The following is a 21,426-nucleotide window of genomic DNA, read 5'->3' as shown; positions in this document are numbered from 1 at the left end:
CGGCCGGTGCGTGAAGACGGGCCTGGGCGCCCTTCCGGCCGCACCGTACGTCCATCTGGACGGTCACGTCCCGCCTTCGCGGCGACGACAGCGGGTCGCGCCGGGCGGGCCCGGGTCCCTGTTCCCGCACCTGCCCGGTCAGTACGCCATGCCGCCGCAGCGCCGCCCGGCCCTCCACCGGCGAAGGCCCCGGCGGCCACCCTCGACAGCGGCACGCGGTGCCCGTTCCTCTCGTGAGACCCGTCGGTGAACGCCGTCATCCGCTGCCACGAGCGGCCGCTTGTCGCCCTGATCCTTCTCGCCACCCCGCCCGGACGAGCCGGCGGCTGCGCCGATCACGGGCGTCCGAAAGGTCCTGTCACTTTCTGAGGGATGACGATCGGAAAAGTAGGGTGCGTGGAACGCATGTTGTGCATGGCGCGCACTCGATGGCTAGCATACGGATCATGCGCGCCCCCGACGCCCCCATCGCCCCGCCACCCTCGCGAGGCCCGGCGCGCGGCCCGCGAGGGGAGGGGTGACCGCCGCCTCCCGCCGGGCCGAGCGGCTCCGGCACGGTCGACGCGTCACCCACCGTCACAGGTCCGGCCGCCGGACCCGCGACCCCGGACCGGCCCCCGGACGCCGCGTTCGCGACGCGGGCCGACAGGGCCGCCGGGCCCACAGGAGAGGATCGTCATGACAAGGTCAGGGGACAGTCGGCGGCCGAAGACGACGCAACGCCGCAACCACCGGGTGGGGCCGCTGCGCTTCAACGACGAAGAGCTGCGCGCCGTGAGGCAGGCGGCGGACAAGGCGGGGCTCTCCCTGGGCGCGTACGCGACCGAGGCGGTGGTCAGGGCCGCGTACGCCGAACTGAACGGCACGCCCAGCGAAAGCGAACGCCTGGAGGCGCTGCGCGATATCCAGATCGGCCTGGCGCGCCTTCTGAAAAATCCCCACCAAACAGGGCCCGGTGATCCGCTGGACCGGCTCACCGGAACGCTCACCGAAATTCTCGACACCATTCAGCGCGACAGACGCTGAATGGCTTCCCGTGTCCGGCCAAACGTCGGGCACCTCTCGGCCTTGACACCGAGCCGCATTCGGTATAGCCGGATCGTCTCCCTAGTCACAACGCCGCTACTCTCTGCCACTGGAAACCGGACGGGTTTGAACCTGTCCAGCAGCAAGCCCGAAACAGGGGTCTCGTGTCGGACATGTCATGAATCATGTCTGACAAATTTTGATGAGAAAGTAAAATTTTCATTAAGTGCCCAGCCCCGTCCCCCGACAAGAGGTGTGTGACTTACATCACAGAGCTTGTGATCTTCTCTTGACGAGTTTCCCTTGTTAGCTTCGCTTCGGTCGCGCACCGGACGGAACACCGGGACGGGACGAACACGGATGGAGGGCACGGGGATTCCTTTCAGGGCATTGCCCACATCGATCGAACAAAACCTTCGGCCAAAGAACTTTATGGCCGTGCCACGGACCCGTGACGCGCCGTGACGACAATCACGAGCACGGCCGGTGGCCACAACGGAACACCACCCCACAGCGCCATGGGGCGACCGTTCTGCGATATTGCCCAACCTTCGATTCTTGATCGTCAAGCATGGCTCCCCTCAACATGCACGGATATCTGGAGGTCGCAATTGCGGTACGAGATTCTGGGGCCGGTACAGATCCTGACGGACAACGAGAGATCCTCCGTTGGAACGTACAAAATGGAGGTCCTGCTGCGCACCCTCCTGATCCGCAACGGACAGGTGGTGTCCCTGGACCAGCTCACGCAGGAGCTGTGGGGTGAGACGCCCCCGGTCCGGGCCGGCGCCTCCCTGCACGTCTACGTGTCGCAGCTTCGCAAGGTCCTCAACAAGTTCAGCCTGAACAGCGACGTGATCACCACCCGCGCCCCCGGATACATCCTGAACCTGGGGCGGGACGAGCTCGACCTCAACCTCTTCCTGTCCCTGTCGGAGAAGGGGCGGCTGCAGCTGAGCATGCACGACCACGCCGCCGCGGCCGAGACCCTGACCAAGGCGCTGGAACTCTGGCGCGAACCGGTGCACGCCTCCTCCTACGAGGGGCCGATCATCCGGGAGTTCGCCAACTGGACCGAGGAGTTCCGGGTCGAGTGCGTCGAACTGCTGGCCCGGGCGCTGCTGGCCTCCGACCAGACCAGCGAGGCGATCCGCATTCTCTACTCCCTGATCTCCGAATATCCGCTGCGCGAGGATCTGTACGCCTTTCTCATGGAGGCGCTCAGCCGGTCCGGGCGGCGGGCGGACGCGCTGGAGGTCTACCGGACGGCGCGGAACCGCATCCGCGACGAACTGGGTCTGGAACCGTGCAAATTCCTGCAGGAGACCCAGGAACTGGTACTGAACGACCGGATGGACGAGCTCAGGATCATGCGTTCCCGGCATGACGGGAGCATGTGGGCGCGCGCCATGTGACCGTTGGCGTCACCGTTCCCTCTCCCTACCGAAGGACATGTGAATGAGCGGTATCGAGATCGAGGAGATGTCGGTCGCGGGGGCCTTCCGGATCAGGCCGACGCAGATTCCGGACCGGCGAGGCAGATTCTACGAGTCGTGGCGGTTCAGCGAGTTGCTGCAACAGGCCGGTCACCCCTTCGAGATCCGTCAGGTGAACTACTCGGTGTCCCGGAAGAACACGCTCCGGGGAATTCACGGCACCACCATTCCGCCGGGGCAGACGAAACTGGTCACCTGCGTCCGGGGCGCCGCGCTGGACGTGGCGGTCGACCTGCGGGTCGGGTCGCCGACGTTCGGCCGGTTCGACGTGACGCTCCAGGAGGCGGGGAGCGGGATCGGCGTCTATCTCGCCGACGGCATCGGGCACGCCTTTCTCGCCCTCACCGACGACACGTGCATGAACTACCTCTGCGGCGCCGAGTACGTGCCCGGCACCATGATCGATGTCCAGGCGCTCGATCCGGCGCTGGGCATCCCCTGGGAACTGGACGGCCCGCCGATCATGTCCGACAAGGACGCGGCCGCGCCGACCCTCGCCGAGGCGGCCGAACGCGGGCTGCTCCCGACCTACGAGCAGGCGCGGGCGGCACGGGCCCCGCACCTTCTCTGAGCCGGGCGGTGCGCTCCGCGACACCCCCGCTCGCCCACGAAACCTTTCTAGGGGAGTTCCGATGGAGAATCCGGCGAACGCCAATCCGATCCGGGTCGGAGTGATCGGGTGCGCCGACATCGCGTGGCGGCGAGCGCTGCCGGCGCTGGAGGCCGAACCGCTCACCGAGGTCACGGCCATCGCCAGCCGGCGGTGGGACCGGGCCAAACGGTTCACCGAGCGGTTCGGCGGCGAACCGGTGGAGGGCTACCCGGCGCTTTTGGAACGTGACGATGTCGACGCGGTGTACGTCCCGCTGCCCGCCGTGCTGCACGCCGAGTGGATCGACCGGGCGCTCCGGGCGGGCAAGCACGTGCTGGCGGAGAAGCCGCTCACCACCGACCGCCCGCAGGCCGAACGGCTGTTCGCGGTGGCCCGGGAACGGGGGCTGCTGCTGATGGAGAACTTCATGTTCCTCCACCACCCCCAGCACCGGCAGGTCGCGGACATGCTGGACGAGGGCGTCATCGGCGAGATCCGCTCGTTCGCCGCCAGCTTCACGATCCCGCCGAAGCCGCAGGGCGACATCCGCTACCAGGCCGACGTGGGCGGCGGGGCACTGCTGGACATCGGCGTGTACCCGATCCGCGCCGCCGGTCTGTTCCTCGGCGCGGACCTGGAGTTCGTGGGCGCGGTGCTGCGGCACGAGCGGGACCGGGACGTGGTGGTCGGCGGCAACGCGCTCCTGACCACCCGCCAGGGCGTGACCGCGCAGCTCACCTTCGGGATGGAGCACGCCTACACCAACAACTACGAGTTCCGGGGCAGCACCGGCCGGCTGTGGATGAACCGCGTCTTCACTCCCCCGGCGACCTACCAGCCCGTCGTCCACATCGAACGGCAGGACCACGCCGAGCAGTTCGTCCTGCCCGCGCACGACCAGTTCGCCAAGAGCATCCGCGCCTTCGCCCAGGCGGTCCTCAGCGGCGAGCACCCGCGGGAGTGGTCGGAGGACTCGCTGCGCCAGGCGTCCCTGGTCGACGCCGTCCGGACGGGGGCGCGCGACATCTACTTCCCCTGACCCGGGTTTAGGGGCGTTTCAGGAGCCCGCGGTTTGATCGAACCGCACTCGGCGGTGTCGGCACAAACGCAAGGGATCCTGTCATGCGGGTTCTGTTCACCTCGGCCACCTTCGCATCGCACCTCTACCCGCTCGTCCCCCTGGCGTGGGCGTTCCGCGCGGCGGGGCACGAGGTCCGGGTGGCCGTCCAGCCACCTCTCCTCGGCGAGGTGACCGCGGCGGGCCTGCCCGCCGTCGAGGCCGGGGGCGACCTGGACTTCATCGTCGAGCTGAAGCAGGCCGTCGGCAGTGCGCTGGCGGAGTCCGGGGGCGCGCCACCGACCCTGGAGCAGATCATGGTCCCGCACGTGCGGGCCGCCGCGGCCGTCGCGGCCGACCTGGTCCCCTTCGCCCGGCGCTGGGCCCCGGACCTGGTGGTCGCCGATCCCGCCGCGTTCGTCGCGCCGGTGGTCGCCCGGGCCGCCGGGGCGCCGCTGGCGCTGAACACCTGGGGGCCGATGCCGGCCGACCTGTGGTCGCACCTGACGTCCGAGCGCGCGGTGCGCGAGAACTGGCCGAAGACGCTGGTCGCGTTCCTCGACGAGTGGGACGCGCCGCTCGGGCCCGACTACGCGGCGTACTGCGTGGACCCGTGCCCGGACGAGCTGCTCGCGGTCCGGATGCCGAACCGGTACCCGGCGCGGTTCGTGCCGTACGGCCGGGCCGCCGTCGCGCCGTCCTGGCTGGCCGAGCCCGCGGGACGGCCCCGGGTGTGCATCACCTGGGGCACCACCAACGGCGCGTTCCTGGGGGCCGACGCGCTGGCCGCGCCGCTGACGATCATCGACGCGCTGACCGCGCTGGACGTGGAGGTGGTGGCGGCGCTCGGCAAGGCCGGTGCCGAGCTGCTCGGCGACCGCCGCGAACGGGTCCGGGCGGTCGACTGGATGCCGCTGTCGACGCTGCTGCCGACCTGCGACGCGCTCGTCAGCCAGGGCGGTCCCGGCACGGTCCTGGCCGCCGTCGCGCACGGGGTGCCGCAACTGGTCGTGCCGTCCATCAGCGCCCAGCCGCTGGGCGCCGAGCTGCTGGCGGCGAGCGGGGCGGGCCTGTCGCTCACCCCCGGGGAGCTCACCGCCGAGTCGGTCACCGCGGCGATGTCGGAGCTGCTCACCGGGGCGTCCGTCCGCGACGCCGCCCGGACGCTGGGCGAGCGGAACGCCGCCCGGCCCTCCCCGGCCGAGATCGCCAGGACGCTGGAGGCTCTGGTCCGGGGGTAGCACGACGGTCCGAGGACGGCACGACGGCGGCCGGCCACCGGGGATCCGGTGGCCGGCCGCCGTGCCGACCGGCGCCCGCCTAGCCGGGCAGCCGTCCCACCAGGTGGAACATCCGCGCGGTGGACGGGTAGGGCGCCCGCTCCGCCAGCGTGTGCTCCAGCTTCTCCAGCCGGGCGAAGAACTCCGGGTCGTACTTGATCTCGTTGTCCGCGATCAGGTGGCAGACGCTGAGCACGCCGTGGTGGCCGACGACGTCCAGGCCCGCGTCGCGGAAGTGGCCGCCGATCTCGTCCGCGGTCAGGACCGGCACGTCCGCGCCGTACACCTGGTTGGGCTTGGTCGAGGAGTCCACGGCGCGCAGCGCGGCGTCCAGGTCGAGTTCGCGGACGGCCGCCTCCAGCGGGACGGCGACGGCGTTCGGACCGACCACCGACAGCAGGCCGCCCGGCCGGAGACGCCGCGCGATCGCCCGCACCACGACGGCGCGGTCCGGAACGTACTGCAGCAGGTTGTGGCAGAGGAGCAGGTCGAAGTCCTGGTCGGGGAACAGCTCGGGGACGTCGTGCGCGTCGCCCTCCCGGACCTCGATCCGGTCGGCGACCCCCCGCTCGGCCGCGAGCTCCTCGGCCCCGGCGAGGGAGATCGGCGCCGAGTCCAGGACGGTGACGTGGTGGCCGCGCAGGGCCAGCCGGACGGCGTCGCGGCCGTTGCCGCCCGCGACGTCCAGCACGCGCAGCGGACGGTCGCCGAGATGGCGGGCCAGGTTGGCCTCGACGACCGAGTACCGCAGTTGCCCCCACGGCGTCTCCTGCCACTGCTGGAAGTTGGCGAGGCGGTGGTCGAAATGCGCGCTGTCGAGCATGCTGCCTCCGAGGCGAGGACCGGCCGGGAACGGCCCGGCCGGGAATGTCGTCGGTCCGGCCATGGATATCCCGGCCCACTAAAGCTCCGCTAAACCTGGAGCGCCGCGTCAGGTTTAGTGCGCGTTTAGCCCGACCCGGCAGAATCAGTGGCACGCGGTCGCCGACGGCGCGCCATTCAGGCCCCCCGGAGACGAAAAGACCACGGTCGGCACGGTACGAGCGGGAGAGGTGCTGTGATCAACGTAACCCAGCCCAGCATCGGCGCGGAGGAACTGGCCGCCGTGGGCGAGGTCTTCGACAGCAAGTGGCTCGGGTCCGGCCCGCGGACCCAGGAATTCGAGGAGCAGTTCGCCCGGTTCCTCGGGGTGCCGGCCGAGAACGTGCTGTTCCTCAATTCGGCGACCTCCGGCCTCTTCCTCACGGTCGAGCTGCTCGGCATCGGGCCGGGCGACGAGGTCGTGCTGCCGTCGAACGGGTTCGTCGCCAACGCCAACTCCGTGGTGGACGCCGGGGCCCGCCCGGTGTTCTGCGACGTGGGCGACGACCTCAACCCCCGGGTGGAGGACGTGGCCGCCGTGCTCACACCGCGCACCAGGGCGGTGGTGATCCTGCACTACGGCGGCTATCCCGGCGAGGTGGAGAAGATCGCCGCGCTGTGCGCCGAACGCGGCGTGGCGCTGGTGGAGGACGCGGCCGTGTCGATCGCGTCCAGCGTGCACGGCCGGATGTGCGGCACGTTCGGGGACTTCGGCGTGTGGAGCCTGGACGCCCGCAAGGTCATCACCACCGGCGACGGCGGCATGCTGTACGTGCGGGACCCCGAGACCGCGCGCCGCGCGCGGCGGCTGGCCTACCACGGGCTGGAGGACCGCAGCTCGTTCACCACCGCCGCCAGGTCGCCGCACCTGTGGTGGAGCTTCGACATCGAGGACGTGGGCCGCCGCCTGATCGGCAACGACATCACCGCGGCGATCGGCCAGGTGCAGCTCGGCAAGCTCGCCGGGTTCGTGGCGCGGCGCCGCGAGATCGCCCGGCGGTACGACGCGGCGCTGGGCGACGTCCCGGGCATCCGGATCCCGCCGCCACTGCCGGACGGGCACGCCTCGACGCACTACTTCTACTGGGTGCGGTTCGACAGCACCGCCATCCGGGACGGGGTGAGCGAGGACCTGCTCGCCAGAGGCATCTACACCTCCTACCGCTACTACCCCCTGCACCGGGTCCGGCGGTACGGCGCCACCGACGCCGTGCTGCCGCGGACGGACGAGGTGTCGGACACCGCCCTGCTGCTTCCGGCGCACCAGTCGCTGCTCGACGAGGAGGTCGACCGGGTGGCGCGGGAGGTGGTCAGGGCGGTCGAGGCCCGGCGTGACCCGGCCGCCTGACCGCGGCGCTCCGGGAGCACCCCATGGCGACGCGCCGCGCTGAACCGCCCCACGGCCTGCTCGACCCCGACCGGGACGCCCCCGACCCGGGCGGCCTCCGGCGCGTGCTGGGGCACTTCGCCACCGGCGTCGCCCTGGTCACCGGGCTCGACGCGGGGAAGCCGGTGGGGCTGCTGGTCAACTCCTTCACCTCCGTCTCCCTGGAACCGCCGCTGATCGCGTTCTGCGTCGCGCACACCAGCTCCAGCTGGCCCCGGCTGCGCGCGGGAGGGCGGCACTGCGTCAGCTTCCTCGCCGCCGACCAGCGGGAGCAGGCGCACCGGCTCGCCGCGTCGGGCGACGCCAAGTTCCGCGGACTGGCGTGGTCGCCCTCGCCGTCCGGGCTGCCCCTGCCCGACGGCGCGCTGGCCTGGCTGGAGTGCGCGGTCGAGGCCGAGCACCCGGCGGGCGACCACGTCATCGTGGTCGCCCGGGTGCACCGCATGGGCCGGTCCGGGGCCGTGCCGCACCCCGGGCCGCTGGTGTTCTACCGCGGCGGCTACGGGCGGTTCACCACCGAATAACGCGGGCCGGGCCGCGCAAGCCGCCTCTTAGAACTCCTTAAGAAGCCTTTTGTACCTCGTCAATAGGCTGGTCAGCGATTGCATTCTGCGACTCGGCTTCGAACACAGAGGTGTCGCCCGTGAAGGGGATCATTCTGGCCGGGGGAACAGGAACGCGTCTCCATCCGCTGACCGTCGCCCTCTCCAAACAATTGCTTCCGGTTTACGACAAGCCCATGATCTACTATCCGCTCTCCACGCTCATGCTGGGCGGCGTTCGGGACATTCTCATCATTTCCACGCCGGCGGACCTGCCGATGTTCCGCCGGGTGCTCGGCGACGGCGGCGACCTGGGCCTGCGGTTCTCCTACGCCGTGCAGCCGCGGCCCGCCGGGATCGCCGACGCCTTCCGGGTCGGCGCGGACTTCATCGGCTCCGATCCGGTCTCCCTCATCCTGGGCGACAACATCTTCCACGGCCGGGAGCTGCCGGGCACGCTGGCCGAGAGCATGGTCGACGTCGACGGCTGCACGCTGTTCGGCTACACGGTGCCCGACCCGCGGCCCTACGGCGTGGTGGAGAAGGACGCCGACGGCCGTCTGGTCGGCATCGAGGAGAAACCGGCCCGGCCGCGCGGCTCGGAGATCGTGACGGGGCTGTACGTCTACTCCAACGACGTGGTCGAGATCGCCCGCCGGATCGCCCCGTCGGCCCGCGGCGAACTGGAGATCACCGATGTGAACCGCGTCTACCTCGACCAGGGCCGGGCGCGGCTGCGGTCCCTGGGCGAGGACTGCACGTGGCTGGACGCCGGCACCTACGACGGCCTGCTGGACGCGGCGCGGTTCGTGCGGGAGGAGCAGCTCCGGGGGCCCCGGATCGGCTGCCTGGAGGAGATCGCGCTCCACCGGGGCTACATCGACGCGGACGCCTGCCACGCCCTCGGCCGCAGGCAGAAGAACTCGGGCTACGGCCGGTACGTGATGAGGATTTCAGGCAAGAGCGACCAAGGCGGTTCGAGACATGTCATTCACTGACCGCGTGGTGGTCACCGGCGGGGCCGGGTTCATCGGGTCGCACTACGTGCGGCAGCTGGTGACCGGCGCGTACCCGGCGTTCGCCGACGCGTCCGTCGTCGTCCTCGACAAGCTGACCTACGCGGGCAACGAGGAGAACCTCGCCCCCGTCTCCGACGACCGGCGGTTCGAGCTGGTGGTCGGGGACGTCTGCGACGGCGAGCTGCTGGCCGAGGTCCTGCCGGGGGCGGACGTCGTGGTGCACTTCGCCGCCGAGTCCCATGTGGACCGCTCGATCGTCGGCTCGACCGACTTCATGCAGACCAACGTGCTGGGCACCCACAGCGTGTTCCAGGCGTGCCTGGACGCCGGGGTGAAGCGGGTCGTCCAGGTGTCCACCGACGAGGTCTACGGCTCGATCGAGGCCGGTTCGTGGACCGAGGACGAGCCGCTCGAACCGAACTCGCCCTACTCGGCGTCCAAGGCCGCCGCCGACCTCGTCGCCCGGTCGTTCTACCGGACCTACGGGCTGCCGGTGTGCGTGACCCGGTGCTCGAACAACTACGGCCCCTACCAGTACCCCGAGAAGATCATTCCGCTGTTCATCACCAACCTGCTGCTGGGGGAGCCGCTGCCGCTGTACGGCGACGGCGGCAACGTCCGGGACTGGCTGCACGTGGACGACCACTGCCGCGCCGTCCAGCTCGTGGTGGAGGGCGGGCGGCCGGGCCACGTCTACAACATCGGCGGCGGGACCGAGCTCACCAACCGCGAGCTCACGGCGCGGCTGCTGAAGGAGACGGGCGCGGACTGGTCCGCGGTCCGGAACGTCCCCGACCGCCCGGGACACGACCAGCGCTACTCGGTCGACTGGACGAAGATCAGCGCCGAGCTGGGCTACCTGCCGCGCGTCGGCCTGGAGACGGGGCTGGCCGAGACGGTCCGCTGGTACGTCGAGAACCGGTCCTGGTGGGAGCCGCTGCGGGAGAAGGCCGAGCGGGCCCGCGACGGATCCCCGGCCAGGGCGGCCGTCTGACCCCGCCCCCTCCCGACCGCAGCCACCCCGACCACCGTCGGCGAAGACAGTACGGAGCACGCCATGCCCCCATGGACGGCACGCCAGGACTCGACAACGGGACTCTACGCGCCGGTGACCCCGGCCGGTCGCGTCCTGCTCGACCGGTTGGCGGCGCACCTGCCGCGGATCCGGTCCACCGCGGCCGAGCACGACCGCGACGGCACCTTCCCCACCGACACGTTCGACGCGCTCCGCAAGGACGGCCTGATGGGCGCGACGGTCCCGGCCGAGCTGGGCGGGCTGGGGGTCGACCGGCTGTACGACGTGGCGGTCGCGCTGCTGGCCGTCGCGCGGGCCGACGCCTCGACGGCGCTCGCGCTGCACATGCAGCTCAGCCGGGGGCTCACGCTGGGCTACGAGTGGCGGCACGGCGACGAGCGGGCCCGGACGCTGGCCGAGCGGATCCTGCGGGGCATGGTCGCCGGTGACGCGGTCGTGTGCTCGGGCATCAAGGACCACCACACCGCCGTGACGACGCTGCGTCCCGACGGCGCGGGCGGGTGGCTGCTGTCCGGCCGCAAGACGCTGGTCAGCATGGCCCCCGTCGGCACGCACTTCGTCATCAACGCGCGGACCGACGGCACCGACGGGCCGCCGCGGCTGGCGTCCCCGGTCGTCACCCGCGACACCCCCGGGTTCACCGTGCTGGACAACTGGGACGGCCTCGGGATGCGGGCGTCGGGCACCGTGGACATCGTCTTCGACGACTGCCCCATCCCGGCCGACCACGTGCTGATGCGCGACCCGGTCGGCGCCCGCAACGACGCGGTGCTCGCCGGTCAGACGGTCAGCTCGGTCTCGGTGCTGGGCGTCTACGTCGGCGTCGCGCAGGCCGCCTACGACACCGCGGTGGCGGCGCTCGAACGCCGGCCCGAGCCGCCGCAGGCCGCGGCGCTCACCCTGGTCGCGGAGATCGACTCCCGTCTCTACGCGCTGCGCGCCACGGCGGGCTCCGCGCTGACCGCCGCCGACGCCCTGTCCGCCGACCTGTCCGGGGACATGGACGAACGCGGGCGGCAGATGATGCGGCACTTCCAGTGCGCCAAGCTCGCGGTCAACCGGCTCGCCCCGGAGATCGTCAGCGACTGCCTCAGCCTGGTCGGCGGCGCGTCGTACACGGCGGGCCACCCGCTGGCCCGGCTGCTGCGCGACGTCCAGGCGGGGCGGTTCATGCAGCCGTACGCCTACGTCGACGCCGTGGACTTCCTGAGCGCCCAGGCCCTGGGAATCGAGCGGGACAACAACTACATGAGCACCTGGGCGAAGCGCTCCGGCGGCAACGGCAAGTCAGCGGACGCGGCGGGCCCGCGGCGTCCTACACCCACGTCACGGTGAGGGGAAATGACGACTCGCGTATGGGACTACCTGCTGGAGTACGAGCAGGAGAAGGCGGACCTCCTCGCCGCCGTCGAGACGGTGCTGGAGTCCGGTCAACTGATCCTCGGCAAGAGCGTGCAGGGCTTCGAGGCCGAGTTCGCGGCCTACCACGGCCTGGCGCACTGCGTCGGCGTCGACAACGGCACCAACGCCGTCAAGCTGGGCCTGGAGGCGCTGGGGATCGGCCCCGGCGACGAGGTGATCACCGTGTCGAACACCGCGGCGCCCACCGTGGTCGCGATCGACGGCGCCGGCGCCACCCCGGTCTTCGTGGACGTGCGCGAGGACGACCACCTGATGGACACCGACCAGGTCGCCGCCGCGATCACGCCGCGGACCAGGGCGCTGCTGCCGGTGCACCTGTACGGGCAGTGCGTCGAGATGGCCCCGCTGGAACGGCTGGCGGCCGAGCACGGCCTGGTCATCCTGGAGGACTGCGCGCAGGCGCACGGCGCGCGCCACCACGGCCGGACGGCCGGCACCATGGGCGACGCCGCCGCGTTCTCCTTCTACCCGACGAAGGTGCTGGGGGCCTACGGCGACGGCGGGGCGGTGGTCACCGACGACGCGGAGATCGACCGGCACGTGCGGCAGCTCCGCTACTACGGGATGGACAAGGTCTACTACGTCGTCCGGACCCCCGGCCACAACTCGCGCCTCGACGAGCTCCAGGCCGAGATCCTGCGCCGGAAGCTGCGCCGCCTCGACGCCTACATCGCGGGCCGCCGGGAGGTGGCGCGCCGGTACGAGGAGGGCCTCGGCGACCTCACCGGCCCCGGCGGGCTGAGGCTGCCCTCGGTGACGGAGGGCAACGAGCACGTCTACTACGTGTACGTGGTGCGGCACCCCCGCCGCGACGAGATCATCGAGCGGCTCAAGCGCTTCGACATCCAGCTCAACATCAGCTACCCGTGGCCGGTGCACACCATGAGCGGGTTCGCCGGGCTCGGCTACGCCACCGGGTCGCTGCCGGTCACCGAACGGCTCGCCGACGAGATCTTCTCGCTGCCCATGTACCCCTCGCTCCCCCGGGACCGCCAGGACAGGGTGATCGACGCGCTGCGCGAGGTGCTGGCGGACCTGTGACCCGCGTTCCGTGCTCCCCTCCCGGTCCCGCGGTCGCGACAGGCCGCCGGGAAAGCCCGCCCACCGCAGAAGGAGTTCGACCATGACCGGACCGACCGACGCGACCGCTCCGGCGCGCTGCCGGGTGTGCGGCGACACCGTCGACGAGTTCCTCGACCTGGGACGGCAGCCGCTGTCCGACCGGTTCCTCACGCCCGCCGACACCGACGGGGAGTTCTTCTACCGGCTCGCCGTCGGCCGGTGCCACGCGTGCGGCATGGTGCAGCTCACCGAGGAGGTGCCCCGGCACCTGATGTTCCACGAGGAGTACCCGTACCACTCGTCGGGATCGTCGGTGATGCGCGAGCACTTCGCCAAGGTCGCCCAGCGTCTCCTCGCCACCGAGCTGACCGGGGCCGACCCGTTCGTGGTGGAGATCGGCTGCAACGACGGGATCATGCTGCGGGCGGTCCACGAGGCGGGCGTCCGGCACCTGGGGTTCGAGCCCTCGGCGGGCGTGGCCGAGGTGGCGCGCTCGCGGGGGGTGCGGGTGCGCACCGAGTTCTTCGAGAAGGCGACGGCCACCGCCGTGCGGGAGTCCGAGGGGCCCGCCGACGTCATCTACGCGGCGAACACCATGTGCCACATCCCCTACCTGGAGTCGGTGTTCCAGGGCGCCGACGCCCTGCTCGGCCCGGACGGCGTGGTCGTGTTCGAGGACCCCTACCTCGGGGACATCGTCGCCAAGACCTCCTTCGACCAGATCTACGACGAGCACTTCTACCTCTTCTCCGCCGGTTCCGTGGCGGCGATGGCCGAACGGTTCGGGTTCGAGCTGGTGGACGTGGAACGGCTGCCGGTCCACGGCGGCGAGGTGCGCTACACCCTCGCGCGCCGGGGCGCGCGGACGCCGACGGAGGCCGTCGGGCGGCTGCTCGCCGAAGAACGCGAACAGGGGCTGGACGACCTGGCGACGCTGCGGACGTTCGCGGCGAACGTCCACACGGTCCGGGACGAGCTGGTGGCCCTGCTGACGAGGTTGCGCGCGGAGGGGCACCGCGTGGTGGGGTACGGCGCGACCGCCAAGAGCGCCACCGTGACCAACTTCTGCGGGATCGGCCCCGACCTGGTCTCCTTCGTCTGCGACACGACGCCGGGCAAGCAGCACCGGCTGACCCCGGGCAAGCACCTCCCGGTCCGCCCGGCCGAGGCGTTCGCCGACCCGTATCCCGACTACGCGCTGCTGTTCGCCTGGAACCACGCCGACGAGATCATGGCCAAGGAGCAGGAGTTCCGGCAGGCCGGCGGGCGCTGGATCCTGTACGTGCCCGAGGTGCGCGTGCTCTGACGAAAGGCACGGACGGCCGCGCTTCAGAGCCGCACTAGCTTGAATTAAGGCCCGCCGTACATCATTTCCTGGTGGGCGCGTCGGCCATTGACGCCGCGATATCCGAAAGGGTGCTCCATGTATCTGGAGAATCTCCGGGAAGTCTGCCACACGAACGTGCACATGGAGACCCGGCCGGGCGTCGGCCACCATGTGACGTTCACCGAGGAGCTGTACGACTCCGACGGCAACCTGGTGGCCACGTCCGAGGGCATGTCGGTGGTGTACGGGGACCCCGAGACCGGCGGCCTGGCGCAGCTCATCACGGCCACCGAGAAGCTCGGGGACGGCACCATCCAGTGGACCGGGACGGTGCGCCAGGAGGACCCGAACGGGACCGAGTTCGCGGTCCAGCGCATCCCCGCGATCGGGGTGAGCGGCCGTTACGCCGGAAAGACGGGCGTCCGGACGTTCAAATTCGTCGAACGGCCCGACCAGCACACCACGATCGCGGAGGCGACCATCTACATGGAGGACTGAGAAAGGCCGGGACGACCGTTCCGGGCGATCGCGGAATCGCCCGGTCGCCGGGTTTTTGCTTTCGCGGTTCGACGATCTCCATGCGGGTGAGGAGGGCGGCCAGAACGCCATGACGGATGTGAGGGAGCCGGAGCTCGTGTTCTCAGCGTCGAACGAACCGATCGCCATCGTCGGGCTGTCCTGCCGGCTGCCCCAGGCGCCGGATCCGGCGGCGTTCTGGCGGCTGCTGCTCGACGGGCGCAGCGCCGTCACCGAGACGCCGCCCGGTCGCTGGACCGGCGCGGAGGGGACCGCCGGGCTCCGGCACGGCGGGTTCCTGGACGACGTCGACCGGTTCGACGCGGCGTTCTTCGACGTCTCCCCCCGCGAGGCCGCGAGCATGGACCCGCAGCAGCGGCTGATGCTGGAGCTCGCCTGGGAGGCCGTCGAGGACGCGATGATCGCGCCCGCGACGCTGGCGGGCGGGCGCACCGGCGTCTTCGTCGGCGCCATCGGCGACGACTACGCCGCGCTGATGCGCCGGCACGGCCCCGAGGGCGGCACCCGGCACTCGCTGGCCGGGACCCTCCGCGGCATCATCGCCAACCGCGTCTCCTACACGCTCGGCCTGCGCGGCCCGAGCCTCACCGTGGACGCCGCGCAGGCGTCGGCGCTGGTGGCCGTGCACCTGGCGTGCGAGAGCATCGCGTCGGGCGAGTCGGCCATGGCGCTCGCCGGCGGCGTCAACCTGAACCTCGACACCGGGACCGCCCTGGAGACCGAACGGTTCGGCGGCCTGTCGCCGGACGGCCGCTGCCACACCTTCGACGCCCGCGCCAACGGCTACGTGCGCGGCGAGGGCGGCGCGTTCGTCCTGCTCAAGCCGCTGTCCCGCGCGCTGGCCGACGGTGACCGGGTGTACTGCGTGATCCGCGGGAGCGGGGTGAACAACGACGGCGCCACCGACGGCCTCACCGTGCCGGACGCCGACGCCCAGCGCGAGGTGATCCGGCTCGCCTGGCGGCGGGCGGGGCTGGAGCCCGGCGCCGTCCAGTACGTGGAGCTGCACGGGACCGGCACCAGGGTCGGCGACCCCGTGGAGGCCGCGTCGGTCGGAGCGGCGCTCGGCGCGGCCCGCGCGGACGGGCCGGTGCACGTCGGCTCCACCAAGACCAACGTGGGTCATCTCGAGGGCGCGGCGGGGATCGTCGGGCTCGTCAAGGCCGCGCTGTGCGTGCGGCACCGGATGATCCCGGCGAGCCTGAACTTCGAGACGCCGAACCCGGAGATCGACCTCGCGGCGCTCAACATCGAGGTGCGCACGGCCCCCGGGCCCTGGCCCCGTCCCGACGCCCCCCTGGTGGCGGGGGTCAACTCGTTCGGCATGGGCGGCACGAACTGCCATGTGGTGGTCGCCGAGCCCCCGGCCGCCGAGCCGGAGCCGGGCGCGGCCGCCGAGCCGGAGCCGGGCGCGGCCGCCATGCCGGTCGTCCCGTGGGTGCTGTCGGCGCGGGATCCGGGAGCCCTCCGCGACCAGGCCGCCGCGCTGCGCGCCGCGGCCGCGGACCTCGATCCGGTCGACACCGGATGGTCGCTGCTCACCACCCGGTCCTCCTTCGAGCACCGCGCCGTGGTCCTCGGCGCGGACCGCGACGGCCTGCTGCGCGGCCTGGCGGAGGCCGCCGCCGGGGAGGAGGCGGCCGGGCTGGTCACCGGCCGGGCCGCCGAGCACGGCGGGACGGTGTTCGTGTTCCCCGGGCACGGCACCCAGTGGCCGGGGATGGGCCTGGACCTGCTGGAGACCTCCCCGGTGTTCGCCGAACACCTACGAGCCTGCGACGCGGCACTGCGACCCCACACCGGCTGGTCACTCATCGACGTCCTGCACAACACGCCCGACGCCCCCCAACTCGACCGCGTCGACATCGTCCAACCCGCCATCTTCGCCCTCACCGTCTCCCTGGCCCGCCTCTGGCAACACCACGGCGTCCGCCCCGACGCCGTCATCGGCCACTCCCAAGGCGAAATCGCCGCCGCCCACATCGCAGGCGCCCTCTCCCTCCAGGACGCCGCCAAGATCATCACTCATCGTGGCCGCGTCGCCGCGACCATCGCCGGGACCGGCGGCATGGTCGCCGTCCCCCTGCCCCCCGACCAGGTCACCGCGGACCTCGCCGACCACCCCGGGCTCACCGTCGCGGGGATCAACTCGCCGCGCAGTACGGTCGTCTCCGGCGACCTGGAGGCCGTGCGACGTCTCCTCGCCCACTACAAGGAACGCGGCGTCGACGCGCGCGCGGTCCCGATCGGCTACGCCTCCCACTCCCCGCACATCGATCCGCTCCGCGACCGGCTCCTGGCCGCCTTCGCCGACATCACGCCCCGCACGCCCCAGATCCCCTTCCACTCCACCGTCCGCCCCGGGACCACCCCCGTCCTGGACGCGGAGTACTGGTTCGACAACCTGCGCGCGCCCGTCCGGTTCCACGCCGCCGTCACCGCCCTCCACGACGCCGGGCATCACCGGTTCGTCGAGGTCAGCCCGCATCCGGTCCTCACCGCGCCCGTCCAGGACGGCACCGGCGCGACCGCGATCGGCACCCTGCGGCGCAACCGGCCGGGCTGGCGGGCGTTCGTCACCGCGCTGGCCCGCCTGCACGTGACGGGTGGGGAGGTCGACTGGGCCGTGCTCTTCGAGGGGCGCCGCCCTCGCCGCGTACCGCTGCCGACCTATCCGTTCCAGCGGCGGCGTCACTGGTTCCCCTCCGGAGGCGAACGGCACGAGGCCGAGTCGCGAGAGGCCGCGTCGCGAGAGGTCGCCGCCCCCAAGGAGCCGGGCGTCCCCGAACCGTCCCCGGCGTCCTCGCCGCTGGCCGGGCTGCCGGAGGCGGAACTGCGGCGGACGCTGCTGGACCTGGTCCGCAAGCGCGCGGCCGTCGTCCTCGAACACCCCGACGACTCCGGCATCGACACGGGACGATCGTTCAAGCAGCTCGGCTTCGACTCGCTGCTCGCGGTGGAGCTGCGGAACGCGCTGGCCGCCGCGACGGGCCTCGACCTGCCGGCCTCGCTGCTGTTCGACCATCCGACGCCCACGGCCCTCACCGGGTACCTGCACGACCGGATCACCGGGTCCGCCGGCACGCGGCCGCTGGAGGCCGCGCCGCCGCGCCGGACCACCGGTGGCGCGGACGACCCGATCGCCATCGTCGGCATGGCCTGCCGGTTCCCCGGCGGGGTGCGGACGCCCGAGCAGTTGTGGCGGCTGGTGGAGACCGGGACGGACGCGATCTCGGACTTCCCCGACAACCGCGGCTGGGACCTGAACGCCCTGTTCGACCCCGACGCGGAGGCGTCGGGCACGTCCGCGGTGCGCCGGGGCGGTTTCCTGCCCGACGCCGACCTGTTCGACCCGGCGTTCTTCGGCATCAGCCCGCGCGAGGCGCTGGCGATGGACCCGCAGCAGCGGCTGCTGCTGGAGGTCTCGTGGGAGGCGCTGGAGCGGGCGGGTGTCGATCCGCTGTCGCTGCGCGGCGGCCGCGCCGGGGTGTTCGTCGGGGCGATGGCCCAGGAGTACGGGCCCCGCCTGTCCGACGCCGCCGACGGGCTGGAGGGGTTCCGGCTCACCGGCACGTCGGTGAGCGTCGCCTCCGGCCGGATCGCCTACACGCTGGGGCTCCAGGGCCCGGCGTTCACCGTGGACACCGCGTGCTCGTCGTCCCTGGTGGCGCTGCATCTGGCCGTCCGGGCGCTGCGCGACGGCGAGTGCCCGCTCGCCGTCGCGGGCGGGGTGAACGTGATGGCCTCGCCCGGCATCTTCGTCGAGTTCAGCCGCCAGCAGGGGCTGTCACCCGACGGCACGTGCAAGGCGTTCGCCGACGCCGCCGACGGCACGGGCTGGTCCGAGGGCGTGGGGATGGTGGTCCTCGAACGGCTCTCGGACGCCCGCCGCAACGGCCACCGGGTGCTCGCCCTGATCCGCGGGTCGGCGATCAACTCCGACGGCGCGAGCAACGGGCTGACCGCGCCGAACGGGCCGTCCCAGGTGCGGGTGATCCGGCAGGCGCTCGCCGACGGCGGGCTGTCCCCGGCCGACGTGGACGCCGTCGAGGCGCACGGCACCGGCACCAGGCTCGGCGACCCGATCGAGGCGCAGGCCCTCATCGAGGCCTACGGGCGGGACCGTCCGGCGGACGCCCCGCTGTGGCTGGGGTCCCTGAAGTCGAACATCGGGCACGCGCAGGCCGCGGCCGGGATCGGCGGCCTGATCAAGATGGTGATGGCGCTGCGCCACCGGTCGCTGCCCCGCACCCTGCACGTGGACGCGCCCACCCGCCGGGTGGACTGGTCGGCGGGGGCGGTCCGGCTGCTGGCCGAGGCGCGGCCCTGGCCCGGCACGCCGGTTCGGCGGGCGGCGGTGTCGTCGTTCGGCATCAGCGGCACCAACGCCCACCTGGTGCTGGAGCAGGCCCCCGAGAGCGACGTGCCCGCCGACGACGGGCGGGCGGCCGATCCCGGTGCGGCGACCCTGCCGTGGCCGGTGTCGGCCCCGAACGAGCAGGGGCTGCGGGACCGGGCGGCGCAGCTGCTCCGCCACCTCGACTCGGTCCCGGACGCCGTCCCCGACGACATCGGCGTGGCGCTGGCCACCACCCGTTCGGCGTTCGCCCACCGCGCGGTCGTCACCGGCGGCGACCGCGCCGCGCTGCGCGCCGGGTTGGAGGCGCTGGCGAACGGCGTGCCCGCCCCGAACGTCACGCTGGGCACGGCGCGGGACCGCGGCGGGGTCGTGTTCGTCTTCCCGGGGCAGGGCTCGCAGTGGGCCGGGATGGCCGCCGAGCTGGCGGCGTCCTCGCCGGTGTTCCGCGCCGAGGCGCTCGCCTGCGCCGACGCGCTCCAGCCGCATCTGGACTGGCCGGTGCGCGACGTGCTGCTCGGCCGCCCCGGGGCTCCGGGGCTGGACCGGTCCGACGTGGTGCAGTGCACGACGTTCGCGGTCGTGGCGGGGCTGGCGGCGGTGTGGCGCGCGGCGGGGGTCGAGCCCGACGCCGTCGTGGGCCACTCCCAGGGGGAGATCGCCGCCGCGTACGTGTCCGGCGCGCTGACGCTGGCGGACGCCGCCCGGGTGGTCGCGCTGCGCAGCACGGCGCTGCTGTCCCTGGCGGGCACCGGCGGCATGGTGACGGTGTCGGCCTCCCCGGACGAGACGGAGGCGCTGCTCGGCCGCTGGGCGGGGCGGCTGTCGGTGGCGGCGTCGAACGGGCCCGCGTCCACCGTGGTCGGCGGCGACCCGGAGGCGCTGGAGGAGCTGCTGGCGCACTGCGAGGCCCGCGGGGTCTGGGCCAGGCGGGTGCCCGTCGACTACGCCTCGCACTCCCCGCACATGGAGGCGCTCCGGGAGGAGCTGACCGGGAGGCTGGCGCCGGTCTCCGGCCGCGCCCCCCGCATCGCCTTCCACTCCACCGTCGAGGGCGTCCGCCACGGGACGTTCCGGACCGACGGCGAGTACTGGTACCGGAACCTGCGGCACCGGGTGGAGTTCGCTCCGGCCGTCCGGGACCTGGCGGCCGCGGGGTTCGACACGTTCGTCGAGGTGAGCCCGCACCCGGTGCTGACCACGGCGATCGAACAGACCCTGGAGGAGGCCGGGGTCGAGCACGCCGTCGTGGTCGGGTCGCTGCGGCGGGACGACGGCGGCCGGGGACGGTTCACCGCCTCCCTCGCCCACGCGCACGCCCACGGCGTCGCCGTGGACTGGCCGGCCGCCCTGGCGGACCTGCCGGCGCGGCCCGTCGACCTGCCGACCTACCCGTTCCGGCGGCAGCGCTACTGGATCGGGCCGGGCACCGGCGGCGAGAACACGATCGGGCACCCCTTCCTGCACACCGTGACGGACCTCGCCGACGGCGACGGGCACGTGTTCACCGGGAGGCTGTCGCCGTCGGCGCGTCCGTGGCTGGCCGACCACGCCGTGCGGGGGGCCGCGCTGCTGCCCGGCACCGCATTCCTGGACATGGTCGCGCGCGCCGGGGAGGAGCTGGGGTACGGCTCGGTCGAGGAGCTGACCCTTGAGGCCCCGCTGCCGATCCCCGCGGACGGCGACGTCCGGCTCCAGGTCGTCGTGGGCGCCGCCGACGGGTCGGGGCGCAGGCCGGTGAGGCTGTTCTCGCGGACCGCCGAGGAGGGGTGGACGCGGCACGCCACGGGATTCGTCTCGGCGGAGGCTCCCGCCGCCGTGGACGTCCCCCCGGACGAGGCGTGGCCGCCGCCGGGGGCGACCGAGCTCGACGTCGACGAGCTGTACGACGGTCTCCGGGAACACGGGTACGAGTACGGGCCGGCGTTCCGCAACGTCCGGGCCGCGTGGCGGCTCGGCGACGACCTGTACGCCGAGGTGGCCCTCCCGGCGGAGCTGCGGGCGGAGGCGGACCGGGGGCCGGTGCATCCGGCGCTGCTGGACGCGGCGCTGCATCCGCTCGGCGCGACCGGGCTCCTCCGGGAGGACGCGGAGGGGCTGCTGCTGCCCTTCTCCTGGACCGGGTTCTCGGCACCGTCCGCGGGCGCCGGCACGGTGCGGGCGCGGCTCACCCCGTCCGGGGCCGACGCGGTCTCCCTCGTCGTCACCGACGACGCCGGCGCGGTCGTCGCGGCGGGCTCCCTCGCCCTGCGGCCGACCGCCGTCGAGCGCCTCGCCCCCGCCCGGACCGTCCGGAACCTCTACGGCGTCGAGTGGCGGCCGCTGCCGCTCGGCGTCCCGGGCGACGGGCGATGGGCCGCGCTCGGCGACGCCGCGCTCGACGTCGCGCGCGCCGCCGGGCTGCCCGCCGACGCCTACCCCGACC

At 72.6% G+C, this 21,426-nt stretch carries 15 protein-coding genes; 14 read left to right on the top strand and 1 reads right to left on the bottom strand.

What is annotated here, in order from left to right:
- The first annotated feature begins 678 nt into the window (after positions 1 to 678).
- The 5 genes from AKI01S_RS33435 (at position 679) to AKI01S_RS33415 (ending at position 5,412) form a co-directional block, all read left to right on the top strand.
- Entirely contained in the window at positions 679 to 1,026 is a 348-nt protein-coding gene (locus AKI01S_RS33435; RefSeq protein ID WP_157420331.1) for a hypothetical protein, read from the top strand.
- Positions 1,027 to 1,709: 683 nt separating this feature from the next.
- Positions 1,710 to 2,441: an AfsR/SARP family transcriptional regulator gene (locus AKI01S_RS33430; RefSeq protein ID WP_169814059.1), complete on the top strand. Its 732-nt coding sequence runs from the start codon at positions 1,710 to 1,712 to the stop codon at positions 2,439 to 2,441.
- 43 nt (positions 2,442 to 2,484) lie between these two features.
- Entirely contained in the window at positions 2,485 to 3,093 is a 609-nt protein-coding gene (locus AKI01S_RS33425; protein WP_245681884.1) for a dTDP-4-dehydrorhamnose 3,5-epimerase family protein, read from the top strand.
- A 61-nt stretch (positions 3,094 to 3,154) separates the two neighbouring features.
- Positions 3,155 to 4,153, top strand: a complete 999-nt coding sequence (locus AKI01S_RS33420; protein ID WP_067826734.1) for a Gfo/Idh/MocA family protein — start codon at positions 3,155 to 3,157, stop codon at positions 4,151 to 4,153.
- Positions 4,154 to 4,236: 83 nt separating this feature from the next.
- Positions 4,237 to 5,412, top strand: a complete 1,176-nt coding sequence (locus AKI01S_RS33415) for a nucleotide disphospho-sugar-binding domain-containing protein (RefSeq protein WP_067826732.1) — start codon at positions 4,237 to 4,239, stop codon at positions 5,410 to 5,412.
- A gap of 79 nt (positions 5,413 to 5,491) precedes the next feature.
- Here AKI01S_RS33415 and AKI01S_RS33410 read toward each other — a convergent pair whose 3' ends face one another.
- Positions 5,492 to 6,274, bottom strand: coding sequence for a methyltransferase domain-containing protein (locus tag AKI01S_RS33410; RefSeq protein WP_067826730.1), 783 nt, complete (start codon positions 6,272 to 6,274; stop codon positions 5,492 to 5,494).
- Positions 6,275 to 6,508: 234 nt separating this feature from the next.
- On the opposite strand from AKI01S_RS33410, the gene AKI01S_RS33405 reads away from it, so the two are divergent.
- From AKI01S_RS33405 to AKI01S_RS52960, 9 genes are all read left to right on the top strand, one after another.
- Complete coding sequence (locus tag AKI01S_RS33405) at positions 6,509 to 7,660, top strand: DegT/DnrJ/EryC1/StrS family aminotransferase (protein ID WP_067826728.1); 1,152 nt, start codon at positions 6,509 to 6,511, stop codon at positions 7,658 to 7,660.
- Between the two features lie 23 nt (positions 7,661 to 7,683).
- A complete protein-coding gene (locus tag AKI01S_RS33400) occupies positions 7,684 to 8,223 on the top strand; it encodes a flavin reductase family protein (RefSeq protein WP_084000496.1) in 540 nt (179 codons plus the stop codon).
- Positions 8,224 to 8,333: 110 nt separating this feature from the next.
- Complete coding sequence (gene rfbA, locus AKI01S_RS33395; protein ID WP_305790810.1) at positions 8,334 to 9,239, top strand: glucose-1-phosphate thymidylyltransferase RfbA; 906 nt, start codon at positions 8,334 to 8,336, stop codon at positions 9,237 to 9,239.
- A complete protein-coding gene (rfbB, locus tag AKI01S_RS33390) occupies positions 9,226 to 10,254 on the top strand; it encodes a dTDP-glucose 4,6-dehydratase (RefSeq protein ID WP_067826724.1) in 1,029 nt (342 codons plus the stop codon). The genes rfbA and rfbB overlap by 14 nt, the downstream gene beginning before the upstream one ends.
- Before the next feature lie 63 nt (positions 10,255 to 10,317).
- A complete protein-coding gene (locus AKI01S_RS33385) occupies positions 10,318 to 11,631 on the top strand; it encodes an acyl-CoA dehydrogenase family protein (RefSeq protein WP_067826723.1) in 1,314 nt (437 codons plus the stop codon).
- Between the two features lie 6 nt (positions 11,632 to 11,637).
- Positions 11,638 to 12,759, top strand: a complete 1,122-nt coding sequence (locus AKI01S_RS33380) for a DegT/DnrJ/EryC1/StrS family aminotransferase (protein ID WP_067826720.1) — start codon at positions 11,638 to 11,640, stop codon at positions 12,757 to 12,759.
- A gap of 82 nt (positions 12,760 to 12,841) precedes the next feature.
- Positions 12,842 to 14,086 (top strand): class I SAM-dependent methyltransferase, encoded by a 1,245-nt coding sequence (locus AKI01S_RS33375; protein ID WP_067826717.1) that lies wholly within the window; start codon positions 12,842 to 12,844, stop codon positions 14,084 to 14,086.
- A gap of 117 nt (positions 14,087 to 14,203) precedes the next feature.
- Entirely contained in the window at positions 14,204 to 14,605 is a 402-nt protein-coding gene (locus AKI01S_RS33370) for an allene oxide cyclase barrel-like domain-containing protein (protein ID WP_157420330.1), read from the top strand.
- A 136-nt stretch (positions 14,606 to 14,741) separates the two neighbouring features.
- Positions 14,742 to 21,426: type I polyketide synthase (locus AKI01S_RS52960; protein WP_218009914.1), on the top strand; the 6,685-nt coding region annotated here is incomplete at its 3' end.

The organism is Actinomadura kijaniata NBRC 14229, assembly GCF_001552175.1.
GTDB lineage: Bacteria > Actinomycetota > Actinomycetes > Streptosporangiales > Streptosporangiaceae > Spirillospora > Spirillospora kijaniata.
The sequence above is the reverse complement of the archived record's forward strand: the minus strand, read 5'-3'. Positions and strand labels throughout refer to the sequence as shown.